At 55.5% G+C, this 17,153-nt stretch carries 16 protein-coding genes; all 16 read right to left on the reverse strand.

The features are described 5' to 3' along the window. Nucleotide 1: 1 nt before the first annotated feature. Nucleotides 2–364, reverse strand: coding sequence for a 50S ribosomal protein L22 (gene rplV, locus HMPREF1527_RS06160; RefSeq protein WP_016477837.1), 363 nt, complete (start codon nt 362–364; stop codon nt 2–4). Between the two features lie 14 nt (nt 365–378). Next, nucleotides 379–639 carry a 30S ribosomal protein S19 gene (rpsS, locus tag HMPREF1527_RS06165; protein WP_016477838.1) on the reverse strand — a complete coding sequence of 87 codons (261 nt, stop codon included), beginning with the start codon at nt 637–639 and terminating at the stop codon, nt 379–381. A 21-nt stretch (nt 640–660) separates the two neighbouring features. After that, complete coding sequence (rplB, locus tag HMPREF1527_RS06170; RefSeq protein ID WP_016477839.1) at nt 661–1,497, reverse strand: 50S ribosomal protein L2; 837 nt, start codon at nt 1,495–1,497, stop codon at nt 661–663. Nucleotides 1,498–1,634: 137 nt separating this feature from the next. Further along, a complete protein-coding gene (gene rplW, locus HMPREF1527_RS06175) occupies nt 1,635–1,934 on the reverse strand; it encodes a 50S ribosomal protein L23 (protein WP_016477840.1) in 300 nt (99 codons plus the stop codon). Beyond that, nucleotides 1,934–2,560 carry a 50S ribosomal protein L4 gene (gene rplD / locus HMPREF1527_RS06180; protein ID WP_016477841.1) on the reverse strand — a complete coding sequence of 209 codons (627 nt, stop codon included), beginning with the start codon at nt 2,558–2,560 and terminating at the stop codon, nt 1,934–1,936. The genes rplW and rplD overlap by 1 nt, the downstream gene beginning before the upstream one ends. 44 nt (nt 2,561–2,604) lie before the next feature. Then, on the reverse strand, nt 2,605–3,225 hold the full coding sequence (gene rplC, locus HMPREF1527_RS06185; protein WP_016477842.1) for a 50S ribosomal protein L3: 621 nt from the start codon (nt 3,223–3,225) through the stop codon (nt 2,605–2,607). 343 nt (nt 3,226–3,568) lie between these two features. Then, nucleotides 3,569–3,877: a 30S ribosomal protein S10 gene (gene rpsJ, locus HMPREF1527_RS06190; protein WP_003148726.1), complete on the reverse strand. Its 309-nt coding sequence runs from the start codon at nt 3,875–3,877 to the stop codon at nt 3,569–3,571. A gap of 41 nt (nt 3,878–3,918) precedes the next feature. After that, entirely contained in the window at nt 3,919–6,015 is a 2,097-nt protein-coding gene (gene fusA, locus HMPREF1527_RS06195; protein WP_016477843.1) for an elongation factor G, read from the reverse strand. Between the two features lie 24 nt (nt 6,016–6,039). Next, on the reverse strand, nt 6,040–6,510 hold the full coding sequence (gene rpsG / locus HMPREF1527_RS06200) for a 30S ribosomal protein S7 (RefSeq protein ID WP_016477844.1): 471 nt from the start codon (nt 6,508–6,510) through the stop codon (nt 6,040–6,042). Nucleotides 6,511–6,543: 33 nt separating this feature from the next. Next, complete coding sequence (gene rpsL, locus HMPREF1527_RS06205) at nt 6,544–6,915, reverse strand: 30S ribosomal protein S12 (protein WP_003148259.1); 372 nt, start codon at nt 6,913–6,915, stop codon at nt 6,544–6,546. Nucleotides 6,916–7,029: 114 nt separating this feature from the next. Continuing rightward, nucleotides 7,030–7,614, reverse strand: coding sequence for a GNAT family N-acetyltransferase (locus HMPREF1527_RS06210; RefSeq protein WP_084594837.1), 585 nt, complete (start codon nt 7,612–7,614; stop codon nt 7,030–7,032). A 97-nt stretch (nt 7,615–7,711) separates the two neighbouring features. Beyond that, a complete protein-coding gene (locus tag HMPREF1527_RS06215) occupies nt 7,712–8,056 on the reverse strand; it encodes a hydrogenase maturation nickel metallochaperone HypA (protein WP_016477847.1) in 345 nt (114 codons plus the stop codon). Between the two features lie 101 nt (nt 8,057–8,157). Further along, nucleotides 8,158–11,163: an FAD-dependent oxidoreductase gene (locus tag HMPREF1527_RS06220; RefSeq protein WP_016477848.1), complete on the reverse strand. Its 3,006-nt coding sequence runs from the start codon at nt 11,161–11,163 to the stop codon at nt 8,158–8,160. An 81-nt stretch (nt 11,164–11,244) separates the two neighbouring features. Further along, entirely contained in the window at nt 11,245–11,919 is a 675-nt protein-coding gene (gene hypB, locus HMPREF1527_RS06225; RefSeq protein WP_016477849.1) for a hydrogenase nickel incorporation protein HypB, read from the reverse strand. Between the two features lie 223 nt (nt 11,920–12,142). Continuing rightward, nucleotides 12,143–12,514, reverse strand: a complete 372-nt coding sequence (locus HMPREF1527_RS06230; protein WP_016477850.1) for a metalloregulator ArsR/SmtB family transcription factor — start codon at nt 12,512–12,514, stop codon at nt 12,143–12,145. 188 nt (nt 12,515–12,702) lie between these two features. Further along, nucleotides 12,703–17,148, reverse strand: a complete 4,446-nt coding sequence (locus HMPREF1527_RS06235) for a DNA-directed RNA polymerase subunit beta' (RefSeq protein ID WP_016477851.1) — start codon at nt 17,146–17,148, stop codon at nt 12,703–12,705. Between the last annotated feature and the right edge of the window lie 5 nt (nt 17,149–17,153).

Genomic DNA, 17,153 nt, shown 5'->3' on the forward strand with positions numbered 1-17,153 from the left:
CCTACGCCTCCTTTCGGGGTGCAACGACAACAGTGATATGGCTCGTACGCTTATTGATGCGCGAAGCCGATCCCTTTGCGCGGGGACGGATGCGCTTGAGCGTCGGGCCCTCATCAACATAGGCACTCTTGACAATAAGGTCGTTTGCGTGCAGGTGATTGTTGTACTCAGCGTTAGCGACAGCCGAGCTCAAAACCTTTGCGACATCCACAGCGGCCGCACGCGTTGAAAACTGAAGGACCTCGAGGGCCTTCTCGACAGACTTGCCACGCACCAGCGCGATAATTGCGCGAGCCTTGCGAGGGGCAACGCGTACATACTTTGCGGTAGCGCGAACCTCAATTGAATCGGTTTTTTTAGCCATTTACTACACTCCCCCTAGTTGGCCTTGTGACCACGGAAGGTGCGGGTCAGCGCGAATTCGCCCAGCTTATGACCGACCATGGATTCGGTGATGTACACAGGAACGTGCTTGCGGCCGTCGTGAACGGCGATTGTATGGCCAACCATCTCAGGGAAGATGGTGGAGGAACGTGACCAGGTCTTGATAACGTCCTTCTTACCAGCCTCGTTCATTGCAGCGACACGCGCAAGGAGGCGAGTCTCCACAAACGGGCCTTTTTTGAGACTTCTGCTCATAAATCTACTCCTACTCGTGTCTTACTTGGACTTGCGACGACGGATGATCAGGCGGTTTGAAGCCTTCTTCGGGTCGCGGGTCTTGTAGCCTTTGGTCGGTTTACCCCACGGGGTAACGGAGGGACGGCCGGAAGTGTGGTTCTTGCCCTCGCCGCCGCCGTGCGGGTGGTCAACAGGGTTCATGACCGTACCGCGGACGGTAGGACGAACGCCAGCCCAACGCGCGCGACCGGCCTTGCCGATAACGATGTTGGAGTGCTCGGCATTGCCGACCTCACCGATGGTGGCGCGGCAGCCGAGAAGAACGCGGCGCAGCTCCGAAGACGGAAGACGCAAAACGGCGTACCCGTTGTCCTTACCCATGAGCTGAACGGAAGTACCGGCGGAGCGAGCCATCGCAGCGCCTTTACCGGGCTGGAACTCAACCGCGTGCACAAGCGTACCGACAGGAATCTGCTCAAGTGTTGTGCAGTTGCCGGGCTTGATGTCGACGTCCTTTATGCCGGAGACAACAGTGTCACCGACAGTCAGTCCCTCCGGGCAAAGGATGTACGCCTTCGCGCCGTCCGCATAGTGCAGAAGCGCAATGCGTGCGGAGCGGTTTGGATCGTACTCGACCGTAGCAACCTTCGCGGGAATATCGTCCTTGCGGCGCTTGAAGTCGATGCGGCGATACTGACGCTTGTGTCCACCGCCCTGATGACGTGTGGTAATGCGGCCGTTGTTATTGCGACCGGCTTTTTTAGGCAGGGGCTCGAGAAGAGACTTCTCGGGCTTATCAGTCGTAATCTCTGAGAAATCAGAGATCGTCTGGAAGCGCCTGCCTGCGCTTGTTGGCTTTAGATGCCTTACTGCCATAAAACTTTTCCCTTTCTTTCCGTTGGCCAGTCCGTTTGGGAATTGGCGGACTGACACCGGACAACCACGGCGCCGCGCGTATCTATCGAGGCGCCCTTAACACCCGTGCAGGATTCTACACGGGTGGAAAAACCTACTTACTCAGCCGATTGATTGGCAAAAATCTCGATCTGCTCGCCGGCGGCAAGCGTCACGATTGCCTTTTTCCAGCTGCGAGTCTTGCCCTTTTGCTGATAACGAACACGCTTGCTCTTGGGCTTGACCGAGATAGTATTTACCTTGGTCACATGGACATTGAAGAGTTTCTCGATAGCCGCAGCTATCTCTTCTTTGCCAGCGGACTTGGCAACCTCGAAGGTGTACTTGCCCTCGCCCATCAGATCGTAAGCACGCTCCGAAACGATCGGGCGAATGATGACCTCATATGCGGAGTTCATTATGCGAGCACCTCCTCAAAATGCTTTGCGACATCTGCGGACATGATAAGCGCAGCGTTGTCGATAAGTGAACGAGTAGTTGCCTCGGAAACGCCATAGATGGCAGCCTTCTGAATGTTGCGGAAGGACAGATAGGTGTTGATGTCATCATCGGGAACGATGACGGTAACACGCTTGTCTTCAAGGCCGAGAGCCTTAAGGACAGACACCGCCTGCTTCGTGGAAGGAGCGTCAAACTCAAGGCTGTCAACGAGGACGAGCTCAGAGTCAGCGACCTTGCCGGAAAGAGCGGAGCGCATCGCAAGCTTTACCATCTTGCTGTTCACCCGGCGAGCGTGGCTGCGCGGCGTAGGTCCAAAGATAACGCCGCCGCCGGTCCACTGACCTGCGCGGATGGAGCCCTGACGGGCGCGGCCGGTGCCCTTCTGGCGATACGGCTTGGTGCCGCCGCCGGACACCTCATGACGATTCTTAGTTGAATGGGTACCCTGGCGCAGAGAAGCAGCCTGGCAGGTCACAACCTGGTGCACCACGGGGATATTCGGCTCAATGCCGTACACGTCGGAAGAAAGATCGGCGTCGCCAACCTTCTTACCTTCCATGTTTTTAATCTCATACTTGGACATGTTGTCTCCTTGTTAGCCTAAGTGTTTGCCTGTAAAAGCGGCCCTTAGGCCATGCGGACTTGGACGAGAGCGTTCTTGCCGCCGGGGACAGCACCCTTGATAAGCATGAGGTTCTGCTCAGCGTCAACGCGAACAAGCTTGAGGTTCTTAACAGTAACGCGCTCTGCGCCCATATGGCCGTACATGTGGAGGCCCTTACGAACACGCGCAGGATAAGCGCACTGACCAATGGAACCGGGGCGGCGCTGGTTGCGGGAACCATGCGTCATAGGACCACGGGAGAAGTTCCAACGCTTGATGGTGCCCTGGAAGCCCTTACCCTTGGAAGTGCCGATGACATCAACAGCCGCAACTTCAGCGAAGTCAGCGACGGTAACCGTGTCGCCGCACTTGTGCTCCTCGCCAGCGGGAACGCGAACCTCGCGAAGGTAGCGCACAGGCTCAACACCCTGAGCCTTAAAGTGACCGGCCATAGGCTTGTTAACATGCTTCTCGGAGATATCGCCGAACCCAATCTGCACGGCATCGTAGCCGTCCGTCTCCGTCGTCTTTACCTGCGAGACGGTGCAGGGGCCTGCAAGAATGACGGTAACAGGAACGACGTTGTCGTTCTCGTCCCACACCTGGGTCATGCCCAGCTTGCGGCCGAGGATGGTATTCACCATGCTCTTTCCTCACTCTCGGTGGTCATGGGACCCTTGAGGGCACATCGGATGCCCTTCCCCAGCGGACCACTTCCTCTATATGCTGCCTCGAGACATACCTGTCCCGTTTGAGCAGCTTGTCTACTTTACGCTTGTTCACAACGTTTTACAAGGAAATTTTTGAAATTCGTGTGCAAAATGTGGCCGTGAAACGTCAGCGAATTTAGACGCGGTTTGGAACGCAATCTGAAACGCGATTCGGAACTCGAAATCGCGTACAGAACAACCCTCCGGCGCGTGTCCGAAGGGTTGCAGGGTTAACGCTGGGACGAGAAGGGCTTCTCGCCATGCCTTTTGAAAAAGCTTAGAGCTTGATCTCGATGTCAACGCCAGCAGGGAGGTCAAGACGCATGAGCGAATCGACCGTGGTGGAGTTGGGATCGAGGATGTCGATGAGACGCTTGTGCGTGCGCATCTCAAACTGGTCGCGGGAATCCTTGTCCTTGTGCGGAGAGCGGATAACCGTATACAGGTTGCGCTCGGTTGGCAGAGGAATAGGGCCGGACACGCGTGCGCCGTTCTTCTGAGCCGTATCGACGATCAGCTTTGCGGACTGATCAACAACCTCGTGATCATAGCCCTTGAGGCGGATCCTAATCTTTTGATTTGACACTTTGGGTACCTCCATACATGAGCTTGAGCTCGTGGTTGTTACTAGGACTCGGAACCGCCGTTTTTGGCGACGATTTCATCACGGACTGCCTTGGGAACAGGCTCGTAGGAATCAAACTGCATAGTGTAGCTTGCACGACCCTGAGTCTGGGAACGAAGATCGGTCGCGTAACCAAACATCTCGCCCAGGGGCACCTTCGCGCGAATAACCTTGGTATCGCGGCGATCTTCCATGCCCTCGATCTTGCCGCGGCGAGAAGAAAGGTTGCCCATAACGTCGCCCATGTACTGTTCCGGAGTTTCAACCTCAACGGATTCGACGGGCTCCAGAAGAACAGGGTCGGACTTCTTGAGAGCATCCTTGATTGCCATGGAACCGGCGATCTTAAACGCGGCCTCAGAGGAGTCGACCTCGTGGTATGAACCGTCAACAAGAGTGACCTTGATGTCTACGACAGGATAGCCGGCGATAACGCCACTATTGAGCGCCTCGCGGATACCCTTATCGATAGAGGGGATGTACTCCTTGGGCACGACGCCACCGACGATAGCGTTGACAAACTCGTAGCCCTTGCCCTGCTCGTTGGGCTCCATGTCGATGACGGCATGGCCGTACTGACCACGACCACCAGACTGACGGACAAACTTGCCCTCGGCGTGAGTGACGGCTTTACCGGCAGTCTCGCGATAAGCGACCTGCGGCTTACCAACGTTGCAGTCGACCTTGAACTCGCGGCGGAGACGGTCAACGATGATCTCAAGGTGCAGCTCGCCCATGCCGGCAATGATGGTCTGGCCGGTCTCGTGATCCGTGTGAACCTGGAAGGTTGGATCCTCCTCGGCAAGCTTGGCGAGGCCAACAGACATCTTCTCCTGCTCAGCCTTAGTCTTAGGCTCAACAGCAACGTCGATGACAGGGTCGGCAAAGCTGATGGACTCAAGCACAATGGGGTGCTTCTCGTCACAAAGGGTATCGCCGGTAGTGGTGTTCTTGAAGCCGACGCAGGCGACGATGTCGCCGGCGGAGCACTCTTCACGATCCACGCGGTCATTGGCGTTCATCTCAAGGATGCGGCCCAGACGCTCACGACCGTCCTTGACGGAGTTGTACACATAGGAACCCGCCTCGGCCTGGCCGGAATACACGCGGATGTAGGTCAGCTTACCAACATACGGGTCGGTCATAATCTTGAAGGCAAGCGCGGAGAAGGGCTCCTTGACGTCCGCGTGACGAACCTCTTCCTCGCCCTTGAGGTTGGTGCCGTCAATCTCGGGCACGTCGAGAGGGCTGGGGAGATAGTCAATGACGGCGTCGAGAAGTTCCTGGATGCCCTTGTTCTTATAGGCGGAACCCACAAAGACGGGGTTCATCTTGCCCGCGAGGACTCCGGCGCGGATGGCGCGCTTGAACTCGTCGACATCGATTTCCTCGCCTTCAAGGATAGCCATCATGAGATCCTCGGAGAAATCGGAGGCTGCCTCAAGGAGCTCCTCGCGCTTCTCGGCTGCGATCTCTGTGAACTCGGAAGGAATCTCGTCGAGAGGCTCAGGGTAAATCATGCCCTTTGCGTCTTCCTTGAAGTCCCACGCGGTATTGGTCACAAGGTCAATCAAGCCCCAGAAGTTGGACTCGGAACCCATAGGAACCTGAGCTGCAATAGCCGGAGCGGAAAGACGCTCTTTCATGGTCTCGATAGCGCGGAAGAAATCAGCGCCCACGCGGTCGAACTTGTTGATGAAAGCGATGCGGGGAACGTTGTACTTAGTTGCCTGACGCCACACGGTCTCGGACTGCGGCTGAACGCCTGCAACGGCGTCAAAAACGGCAACAGCGCCGTCGAGAACGCGAAGCGAGCGCTCGACCTCAGCGGTAAAGTCAACGTGACCCGGGGTGTCGATAATCTGGATAACGTGATCTTTCCAGAAACACGTAGTAGCAGCAGAGGTAATGGTAACGCCGCGCTCCTGCTCCTGGACCATCCAGTCCATGGTTGCCGCACCGTCGTGAACCTCGCCAATCTTGTGGGTCTTGCCGGTGTAGTAAAGAATGCGCTCCGTAGTGGTGGTCTTACCGGCATCGATGTGAGCCATGATGCCGATGTTGCGGAGGTCTTTAAGGTTGTACTTGGTCTTAGCCATTGTGTTGAACTCCTGATTTCCGACTTAGAAGCGGTAATGGGAGAAGGCGCGGTTGGCCTCTGCCATCTTGAACAGGTCTTCACGGCGCTTAACAGAGGCACCGACGCCATTGGTTGCATCGATAATCTCATTGGCAAGGCGCTCGGCCATGGTCTTCTCTTTGCGGGTACGGCTGAAGTTAACAATCCAGCGGATAGCAAGAGTGGTTGCGCGGCGAGAGTTAACCTCCATAGGCACCTGATAGGTGGCGCCGCCTACACGCTTGGGCTTGACCTCAAGGGTAGGACGGATGTTATCCATAGCCTTCTTGAAAACAGTAAGGGCATCCTCGCCGGTCTTCTCGGCAACGATATCAAAGGCACCGTAAACGATGCGCTCTGCAGTTGCCTTCTTACCGTCAAGAAGAACCTTGTTGATAAGCTGGGTGACCAGTCGATTGTTATAGACGGCGTCAGGCATAACCTCACGACGTACTGCTGCTGCGCGACGCGGCATGTTTATCTCCTAAGAACTAAATCGAGTAGTGGGTTACTTCGCACGCTTGGTGCCGTAACGGGAACGAGCCTTTGCGCGGTTCTGAACCGCAGCGCAGTCATACGCACCACGGACGACCTTATAACGAACGCCAGGAAGGTCGCGGACACGGCCGCCACGGACAAGCACGATGGAGTGCTCCTGAAGATTGTGGCCCTCGCCAGGGATATAGGCGGTAACCTCAATGCCGTTGACAAGGCGCACACGAGCAACCTTACGAAGCGCCGAGTTAGGCTTCTTAGGGGTCGTGGTGAAAACGCGGGTGCAAACGCCGCGCTTCTGGGGGTTGTGCTGCAGGGCGGCGTTCTTGGACTTGGCCTGAACACTCATGCGGCCCTTGCGGACAAGCTGGTTGATAGTAGGCAAGATCTTCTCCTTCTTATACCTATCTACGTGCACATTTACAAATTCAAAAGGCGACACAGCACTGTCCCCTTGGAATTACGCAAGGAAGAACTTTACGCCGATGTTTGCTGCTCGTCAACACACCACGTTGCCGGGCGTATCCATACCATGGGGAGAAAATGTTTTGTCGTTGGCGAGAAGTGCCTCAGTGTTGGACATTCCTTCAGGTACATCTGAGGATAACTTCAAAACGGCAATCAATTCCTCGCCGTCCTTCTCGCCCGTTTCAACAAATCCAAACGAACGATAGAGATTTCGAGCAGCTTCATTTTCAGGCTCATAGGAAAGCCAGCAATAATCTGCCCTCCCGCAGGGGAAGGTGCGTATAAACTCCAGCGCGAGCTTGAGGGCTTCTTTCCCATATCCTTTACCCTGATGCTTTGCGTCTATCATCAGACGTCTGAGATCGTAGCTGTCATAAGCTATCGCCGGAGCGTCGTCCCAGAAGTCGTCCGCACCAAACCCAATCATCAAAAAACCTACCGGTACAGTACCCTCGTAGATACCAAAAGGAAATACCTGTCCGTTTCCTGTTATGGAGGTATAGGCCTCGATAATGCTTGTATCGTTTCCGGCGACAAAGCTTTGTTGTTCCTCGGACACCTTGAGCTTAAGAATGTCCCATACATTTTTTCCGTTTATGCGTTCCAGTCTTAGCACGGGTTCACCATTCGATCGGGCAATTGCTTGTTGAAGGACAGTCACATTTTACAATAGTAGAGTTGTTAATACGCGGCGGACAGATGTCACAAATCTCTCATGTGGCTTCAATCTCATCAAGTTCAAGCTCTTGACCTTGGATAAGCTCGGTCTTCTCGCTTGCACAATACGGACACGTACGGCCATACTCAACGGTGGCATAGGTGCGATTGCAATCAAGACAGCGCGTTATTGCCGGTACGCTCTCAATCTCAAGCTCGGCCGCGCGCATCAACTCCGTGCGGTCGGCCGCCCAACGCCATACGTCTTGAAGATACGACGGAATGACACCGGAAACCTCCCCCAGCCGCAGCTTTACGCGGGCGACTGAGGTGAGGTCATTTTGGCGCCCAAGGTCCTCGACCATATCAATGATATAAAATGCAATGCCCAGCTCGTGCATGAACCGTCCGCCTTAGCCTGTCCGTTATTTTGACTGCGCCATCGTCTCGGCCCTAGTCCGTTACCTTAACTCAGCCGTCGCTCTGCCTAGCGCAATCAACGTCAGCTTGAAATGCCCGTACTACCAGCCGGTACCGGATTACCAAGCTCATCGGTGGTCACGTGCGACTCGGGCTTTGCGGATTTCACGCTGCGCTTCTTGTTCTTGATAATCTTAACGGCGCGTTTGCCAATATATCCCAAGATCTTTGTTTTCTTGTCTTCCGCACGTACCATCGTGGAGCACTCGGGGTTGTCTCGGAAAAGATGGATGGCATCAAATTCACAGCGCGTCGTGCACAAGCCGCAGCCGATACATTTGTTGGCATCAACCACGGACGCACCGCACTTAAGGCAACGAGCGGTCTCAATGCGCACCTGCTCAGGCGTGAACGTCTTGCGAACATCGCTCCAGTTATGACGAATACTCTCAACTTTTCCGCACGCAGGAACCTGTCTGCCCGCATGATCGTACGAATCAGGATTGAGTTCAATCTCGCTTTTATCCAGCTCAACGTAATGGCGCTGATTGCGGCCAATGGTAAGCGATGATCCCGCTTGCACAAAACGATGCAGCGAAACCGCCGCTTCATGACCCGCGGCAATGGCGTTGATAACAAAACTCGGACCGGTATATACATCGCCGCCGACAAAAATATCAGGCTGCGCCGTCTGGTACGTCTTGGGGTCAGCCACAGCCCCCCTGCCACGGCCCAGCTCCACAGCTTCGCCCTCAAGCAGATTTCCCCACTCGATGGACTGGCCGATGGAAAGCACCACGTTATCGGCTTCAACAAAGACGGTATCGGTCTCGTCATAGCGTGGCGAGAAGCGCTTGTTTTCGTCAAACACCTGTGTGCAGCGCTTAAAGGTGACACCACGGACACGACCGTCTTCCGTGGTTTCTATTGCGGCCGGTCCCCAGCCGTTATTGATGGTAACGCCATCTTCACGAGCCTCCGCAATCTCTTCGGGAAGCGCCGGCATCTCATCGGGCTGCTCAAGACAGTACATAGCTACCGACTCAGCGCCGCAGCGCATAGACACGCGAGCGGCATCGATAGCAACGTTGCCACCACCGACGACCACGGTCTTTCTGGAAACGACATGCTCCGGATTATCCAGAGCCGTTCGCAAAAACTCAACGGCGGTGGTAACGCTGTCAGCGTCTTCACCTGAAACGCCAGCCTTACGGCCCCCTTGACAGCCGATGGCCACATAGAATGCCTTGAAGCCGTCACGGCGCAAGTCGCTCAAAGAGATGTCCTTGCCCACTTCAACGCCGCAGCGAATCTCAACGCCCATTTCGCGCAAGACGTCAATTTCCGCGGCCACAACGTCTTTTTGAAGCTTATAGGCGGGAATGCCGTAGACCATCATGCCGCCCGGCAGTGGATTCTTTTCGAAAACCACCGGCTTGTATCCACGTTCCGCAAGATAGAAAGCGCAGGAAAGGCCGGCGGGACCGGCGCCGATAATGGCAATCTTTTCTTTGAAGCCGCCACGGTTTGAGGGGATAACCGGCTCGGGAACAAAGCGATGCTCTGCCTCAAGGTCCTTCTCGGCAATGAACTTCTTGACTTCATCGATGGCGATAGCTTCGTCAACGGTACCGCGCGTACAGGCTGCCTCGCAGCGGCGATTGCACACGCGCCCGCAGACTGCCGGGAACGGGTTTTCCTTCTTGATGAGTTCAAGGGCATCGCGATAGCGACCCTCGGCTGCCATACGAAGATATCCCTGCACCGAAATATGAGCCGGGCAGGCAACTTTACAGGGAGCGGTACCGGTATCATGGCACTCAATGCGATTGTTGTTCTTGTAATTCCAGTCCCAGTCGGCTTCGCCCCAGAACTTGTCGTCCGGAAGGTCCTGTGTGGGATAGGTAAGCTGGCCGTTGACGGTTGAAAGCTTTTGTCCCAGCTGAGGGGCGCCTGCCGGACACACCTCCACGCAGCCGCCGCAGGCCACACATTTTTCCGCGTCCACATGGGCCACAAAAGACGAGCGGGAAAGATTGGGCGTATTGAACAGCTGCGAGGTACGCAGCGCATAGCACACATTCACGTTGCAGTTACAGATAGCAAAGACTTTGTCCTCGCCGTCAATGTTGGTGATCTGATGGACAAAGCCGTTCTTCTCGGCACGCTGGCAAATATCAATGACCTCGTCGTAGGTGATGTAGTGGCCTTTGCCAGTTTCCACGCAGTAATCGGCCATGTCGCCGATGGCAATGCACCAGTCCTCGGGATCGTCGGCGCACCCGTCACCACGAACGCGTTCGGCAAGCCGGCACGAACAAGGCGTCGCGGCATAGCGGTCGTATTTTTTGAGCCAATGCGAGATATGCTCCACCGAAACCGTATGGTTGACCTGCTCAATGGAACGCTCGACGGGAATCACGTGCATGCCTATGCCAGCGCCTCCGGGAGGCACCAGCTTTGTCGCCATTTTAAGGGGTAGATACGTCATGCGCTCAAACAGCGTACCTATCTCCGGATGCTCCTCGAGCTGGCGCTCGTTCATCACGGTAAACTCAGCGGAGCCGGGCACGAACATGGGAAGCACGTATTGTTTTTCACGCGCGGCATTTTCCCAGTTGTACTCGATGATGCCTTTAACGGACATGCTGTCGAGAAGCTCCTGCAACCGCGCCGCTTCAAGGCCGGTAGCGCTTTGAAGTGCCGAGAAGGTCATGGGCACGCGCACCTTCATCTGCTTGGTAACGGCAGCTTCTTCTTCAGTCATGACGGAAGCTATGCCCCAATACTCGGGGTCATCCTTGATGACTTTGTGGCCCAGGCGGTCAGTAATCTTTTGAACCTCATCGCGGACGCCGGGCTTAAACGGCTCAGCAGCAGCAGGACCGGGCTCATTTGGATCCGGCTTGCGATACAGAACCACGTCTTCATTTTCGGTAATGTGATTCTCTGCGATTACGCGGATAGCCTCACCCGCGGGATTTGTCGTGGGCAATACGTTTCGAGCCGCAATCTCCGCGTCAGTCAAATCTCCGCGCATGGGATTGCCGTCAGACGGAGTTACTCGAACCGGAATCTCCTCAGCCATTTCCCTCTCCTATCTGGCCGAATCTGCTGTTTTAGACAAGAAGCGGTCTGTTTCTTGTTCTTGTTTTTGTTCTTGTAAAAACTACCGCTCTGCCTTCCATGCAGCCACGCGCTCGCAGAGCCACTCATACCACGCGTCCATTCCCTCGCCGGTCTTGGCGGAAAGAGGAATGACCCTCGCATGAGGATTGCGCGACGCAACATTTTTACGCAGCTTATCAAGGTCGAAATCAAAGTAAGGCGCAACATCGATCTTATTAACGAGCACCAGGTCGCAGACCTGATACATAAGCGGATACTTCAGGGGCTTATCGTCGCCTTCGGGCACTGAAAGTATGGTAACGTTGACGCCTGCTCCCGTGTCAAATTCCGCGGGACACACCAGATTACCAACGTTTTCAAGGAAGATGAGGTCAGCGTCGCCTGCCGCGAGACCTTCAAGCCCCTGGGCACACATGGCTGCGTCAAGATGACACATGCCTCCCGTATGGAGCTGTATCGCCCGGGCACCCGTTGTTGCAATGGCGGCGGCGTCAACGTCGGAATCGATGTCCGCCTCCATAACGGCGATGCTTAGCCGATTCTTAAGCGCGTCAATGGTACGCAAAAGTGTGGTCGTTTTGCCGGAACCAGGAGACGACATGAGGTTAATCAGCAGGGTTCCTTTTTCCTTCATGTCGGCGCGGAGCTTGTCCGCCTCTTTCTCGTTGGATGCAAAGACGCTTTGCTTGACCTCCAGTACACGATATTCGCCCATCATTCCTCCTGGAATGTTTCTCGTATGCAAACGCATACCTTGTGGCAGGTATTCGTATCCATAAAATCTACCAATGTTCAATTCTATAAGCATACTTGAAACGAAGCGTAAAGTACGCCGGTTTTCTCGCCAATCGACGAGCGGCGCAACGTTTTAGCGCACCGTTTTGGTGAAACCTCTTTAGCGCAACGTTTCGGTGAAATCTTTTAGCGGCGCACCGCTTTTAGCGCAGATGTGCAGCGTGCGCGAGACCGACGCTGATAAGCGTGATAACGTGCTCGTCTGCAAGAGAATAGATGACACGGCGGCCGTCTCTTTTAGCAGTCACCAATCCCCTGTCGCGCAAAAGCCGCAACTGATGCGACGTAGCCGACTGAGAGACCGGCAAAAGATCCTGCAGTTCAGTCACGCTTTTTTCGCCTAGGGTCAGAGCGCCGAGGATTTGAAAGCGCGTAAAGTCCGATAGAGCGTCAAAAATCTGCGTAGCGTCACAGATGACGTCGTCATCGTTCAAAAAACCACGGAGCGCTTCATCGGAAATGGGACCGCATTCCGCATTCATATCGTTTATATCTTTCTCATCTACGTCGCTCATTACAACCCTTTCGTCGACATATCAGCAAAAGTGTACTCCAAACGCAAGGGAGCCCCGACCAAGGCCGAGGCTCCTCTCCCTATGAAAGCATTCGCATACCAAGGTATGGTTGCCGGATCTGCCGTGCTTGCCAAGCTTATTGGACTTACCAAATCTGCCAGGCTTACCGGTCTACCATGCTTGCCGGTTTACTCGGTATCACCCTCCGCGTCAGCCTGCGCGTCAAGACGCACAACCTGAGAGAGAAGATCATCGAGAGAACCAAGATCCTCATTGATAACGTCGGCATTTTGACCGTCAGCGCTGTTGCCGCCGATAAGCTCCAAATCAGAATCACTATGAGTGGTCGGAGCGGCGGTGCCCAACATCAGACCTCCATCGGCATCTGGCGAGAAGACCATATTGAGCAGCTGAGAAAGATCTTCAGCATCGGCCTCATCATCATCAGGCTCAAGGATGTACAGAAGGCCGCGAGCATCAAGTCCCTCGCGGAGCTCTTCTATAGCCTTTGCCCCAATGCCGTCAATGCGCAGCAGGTCATCTTCGGTCTTACCGATAAGATCGCCGACCGTCTCAATGCCGACCTCCGAGAACTTATTGGTCCAGCGCTGTGACACGCCAAGATCATCAAAGAGGTACAGCTTGGCGTCTTCGCTGGAGAGTGTCCGGCCGTTTTTGGAGAAGATGCCTCCGTTGCCGTACTCATCGCCCACCCAGTCAAGCTGCTTGGGAAGTTTCTCCTCGATATCCTTAAGGCTCTGAGGTGCCCAATCAGGCAGCGTCTTAGCCTTGTCGGTGGTGGGGCCATCAATCTTCTCGCCATGATAGGTGAGCTCGACATCGTGGTAGGCGGAAAGACCGGTACCCGCCGGAATCTGTTTGCCCACAATGACGTTGGACTTGAGGTCGAGCAGGTGGTCCACATCGCCCCCGATAGCGGCGGCCGTCAGAACGCCTGCCGTACGAATGAACGACGCGCTTGACAACCAGGAATCGATGGAGCTCGCGACTTTAAGCGTGCCGAGAATAGCAGGCTCAGCCTCAGGCGGCGTGCCTCCTGCAAGAGCGATATTGCGAACGGTATCCGCAAAGATATAGCGATCGACATACTGGCCAAGCAGATACTGGGAGTCGCCCGGGTTGGTAACCTGAACGCGGCGAAGCATCTGGCGGGCAATAACCTCGATGTGCTTATCGTTCAAATCGACGCCCTGGGAGGTGTAGACATCCTTGACGGACTCGACAAACGTGTGCATGGTGGATTCGATATCCGTAAGCTTGCGCAGCAGGCGGAAGTTGACGAAGCCGCGGGTAATCTGATCGCCCGCGCGGACCTCGACACCCTCTTCAATGCCAGGCATGAAGCGAACGGACGCCGGAACGCGCCACTCCTCGAGGATGCGTGATGTATCGTCAGAATCGACAATACGCAGCAGGTACTCGGTAGTTTCCGGCGTAATCATCAGCGTACCGGAAACAGGAGCAAGATCGGCCTCGCGGCCAAGGATCTTCTCGTTAACATTGCCAACGACATCGAACATGCGGGCAACGGTCGGAAGACCCTGCGTAATATCGTCCGCGCCGGCAACACCGCCGGAGTGAATGGTACGCATCGTCAGCTGAGTACCCGGCTCGCCAATGGACTGAGCGGCGATAATGCCGACCGCCGTGCCAATGGTGACGGGACGACGGGTGGAAAGATCCCAGCCGTAGCACTTCTGGCAAACGCCATACTTAGATTTGCAGGTCAGAAGCGCGCGGAGCTGAATCTTCTTGAGACCGTGCTCAACCAGGCGCTTGAGGTCATCAATGGACTCCACGTAGTTGCCCGCGGCGATAAGAACCTCGCCGGTCTCAGGGTCAACGATATCCTCAAGCGTACAACGACCGACAAGATCGGCGTCGACTGAGGTCTGACCGGGCTTGATAAGAGGATAGGTGACCGCCTCATCGGTGCCGCAGTCCTCCTCGCGAACGATGACGTCTTGAGCTACGTCAACAAGACGGCGAGTCAGATAGCCCGAATCGGATGTGTGCGAAGCCGTATCGACAAGGCCCTTACGGGCGCCGTAGGTAGAAATGAAGTACTCCAGCGGCTGCAAGCCTTCGCGGAAGTTAGCCTTAATGGGAAGGTCGATGGTTTCACCAGACATGTCAGCCATAAGACCGCGCATGCCGGCGAGCTGTCGAAGCTGCGTTTTGGAACCACGGGCGCCGGAATCAGCCATCATGTAAATGGGGTTATTCTCGGCAAAGCCCTCAAGCATCTCAGAGCCAAGCATATCGGTGCACTCGGTCCACGCGTTAACGACCTCGGTGTGCCTCTCGCGCTCCGAAAGGAAGCCGTCCTCATAGTACTCGTTGATTTGGTCAACGCGCTTCTGAGCCTCAGCCAAAAGCTGAGTCTTATGCTCGGGGATTACCGCATCCCACACGGATACCGTCAGACCGGCAATAGTCGCGTAGTGGAAGCCAGTCGTCTTAATGGCGTCAAGAATGGGCTCCACGTCAGCCATCGGATAGCGGTCGCAGCAGTCATTGACCAGCGTGCCGATATCGGACTTGACCATCTTATAGTTGATGAACGGATAATCCTCAGGCAGGCACTGGCGGTTGAAGATGATGCGTCCGACCGTAGTCTCAAAGCGCTGCGGGTGCTCGGAAACATCGAGATCCTCAAACTGCCCGCGGCCGCATACGATACGGAAGACCGGACGGCCCTGCTCGTCATGCGCGTTTGCGTCCGCCGCGCTGACGCGAACGATTACCTTCGCCTGGATATCCTGATCGGGATGCGTATCGATGGCGAGAAGTGCATCGTTGAAGCTGGCAAATGTCAGCGTCTTGTCCTGCTCGCCCGATTTCTCTGAAGTCAGGAAGTACACGCCGAAGACCATGTCCTGTGAAGGAACGGTCAGCACCTTACCCGACGCGGGGCTGCGCAGGTTGTTGGAGGAGAGCATGAGGACGCGCGCCTCGGTCTGAGCCTGAGTAGAAAGAGGCACATGGACCGACATTTGGTCGCCGTCAAAGTCCGCGTTAAACGGTGCGCAAACCAGAGGATGCAGGTGAATTGCCTTGCCTTCGACAAGGACGGGCTCAAATGCCTGAATGGAAAGACGGTGAAGCGTAGGTGCGCGGTTCAACAGCACGAGACGGTCTTGGATAACCTCATCCAGAACGTCCCACACCGCGGGAAGACCGCGGTCGATGGCACGCTTGGCTCCCTTGACGTTTTCAACCTTGTGCAGCTCAACCAAGCGGCGCATGACAAACGGCTTGAACAGCTCAAGAGCCATGGCAGAAGGAAGACCGCACTGGTGCAATTTCAGATAGGGGTCGACAACGATAACCGAACGACCGGAGTAGTCGACGCGCTTACCCAAAAGGTTCTGACGGAAGCGACCTTGCTTGCCCTTCAGAGCCTCGGCAAGGGACTTCAGCGGACGACCGCCGCGACCCGTTACCGGACGCCCACGGCGCCCGTTGTCAAAGAGGGCGTCTACGGATTCCTGAAGCATGCGCTTCTCGTTGTTAACGATAATAGCCGGCGCATCCAAGTCGAGCAGACGCTTCAGACGATTATTGCGGTTGATAACACGACGGTAGAGGTCGTTCAGGTCGGAAGCAGCGAAGCGGCCGCCGTCAAGCTGAACCATAGGACGAAGGTCAGGTGGAATGACGGGTACAACATCCAAAATCATATTGGCAGGATCGTTGCCGCCTTTCAGGAAAGCGTCCACAATCTCAAGGCGCTTAATGGCTTTCTCGCGCTTCTGCTTCTGAGCGTCTTCATTGGCGATAATCGCGCGGAGCTCCTCGGCTTCCTTTTCAAGGTCAACGCCGCGGATAAGCTCACGAATGGCCTCGGCTCCCATGCCGCCTTTGAAGTAAATGCCGTAATAGCGCTTCAACTCGGAAAAGAGTCCTTCGTCGGTAATCAGCTCACGAGCTTCAAGCTGCATAAACTTCTCGTAGGCCTCGCGGCGGAGCACCTTTTCTTCTTCATACTCTTCTTCGAGGTCAGCGATACCAACGCGAATCTCGTCCTCGGAAAGAGGTTCAAAATCGTCAAACTCATCGCCGGCGGGCTTGCCCTGCTCCTTGAGACGAGCAATCTGGTCGTCGCGCTCAGCGTCAAGCTCCTCAAGATCAGCCGCGAGCTCCTCGCGGAGGTCGTCAGCGTCAGCCTCGCGAGCCTCGGTGTCGACGCTCGTGATGATATACGAGGCAAAGTAAAGGACCTTCTCGAGATCTTTGCTCTTGATGTCGAGAAGACGCGCGAGCGGGAAGCTCGTCGGACTCTTGAAATACCAGATGTGGCTAACCGGAGCGGCAAGCTCAATGTGGCCCATGCGCTCACGGCGAACCTTGGCGGTAGTTACCTCAACGCCGCAGTTTTCGCAGACAATACCCTTAAAGCGGATGCCCTTGTACTTACCGCAGTTACACTCCCAGTCCTTGACCGGGCCAAAGATCTTCTCGCAGAAAAGACCGTCGCGCTCCGGCTTCAAAGAACGGTAATTGATAGTCTCGGGCTTCTTTACCTCGCCGTGGGACCATTTGCGGATATCTTCAGCGGACGCCAAAGAAATTTTGATGGCGTCAAAATCAGTGGAATCGAAATCTGCCACAGTCG

The sequence above is a fragment of the Atopobium sp. oral taxon 199 str. F0494 genome, assembly GCF_000411555.1.
Lineage (GTDB): Bacteria > Actinomycetota > Coriobacteriia > Coriobacteriales > Atopobiaceae > Lancefieldella.

Bases quoted from the DNA above. Each gene is read 5' to 3' on its own strand.
- HMPREF1527_RS06215 (WP_016477847.1), bottom strand. From the start codon at position 8,056: ATGCACGAGCTGGGCATTGCATTTTATATCATTGATATGGTCGAGGAC.
- hypB (WP_016477849.1), bottom strand. From the start codon at position 11,919: ATGGGCGAATATCGTGTACTGGAGGTCAAGCAAAGCGTCTTTGCATCC.
- rplW (WP_016477840.1), bottom strand. From the start codon at position 1,934: ATGAACTCCGCATATGAGGTCATCATTCGCCCGATCGTTTCGGAGCGT.
- rpsS (WP_016477838.1), bottom strand. From the start codon at position 639: ATGAGCAGAAGTCTCAAAAAAGGCCCGTTTGTGGAGACTCGCCTCCTT.
- rplD (WP_016477841.1), bottom strand. From the start codon at position 2,560: ATGTCCAAGTATGAGATTAAAAACATGGAAGGTAAGAAGGTTGGCGAC.
- rpsG (WP_016477844.1), bottom strand. From the start codon at position 6,510: ATGCCGCGTCGCGCAGCAGCAGTACGTCGTGAGGTTATGCCTGACGCC.
- HMPREF1527_RS06230 (WP_016477850.1), bottom strand. From the start codon at position 12,514: ATGAGCGACGTAGATGAGAAAGATATAAACGATATGAATGCGGAATGC.
- HMPREF1527_RS06220 (WP_016477848.1), bottom strand. From the start codon at position 11,163: ATGGCTGAGGAGATTCCGGTTCGAGTAACTCCGTCTGACGGCAATCCC.
- fusA (WP_016477843.1), bottom strand. From the start codon at position 6,015: ATGGCTAAGACCAAGTACAACCTTAAAGACCTCCGCAACATCGGCATC.
- rplB (WP_016477839.1), bottom strand. From the start codon at position 1,497: ATGGCAGTAAGGCATCTAAAGCCAACAAGCGCAGGCAGGCGCTTCCAG.
- rplC (WP_016477842.1), bottom strand. From the start codon at position 3,225: ATGGTGAATACCATCCTCGGCCGCAAGCTGGGCATGACCCAGGTGTGG.
- rplV (WP_016477837.1), bottom strand. From the start codon at position 364: ATGGCTAAAAAAACCGATTCAATTGAGGTTCGCGCTACCGCAAAGTAT.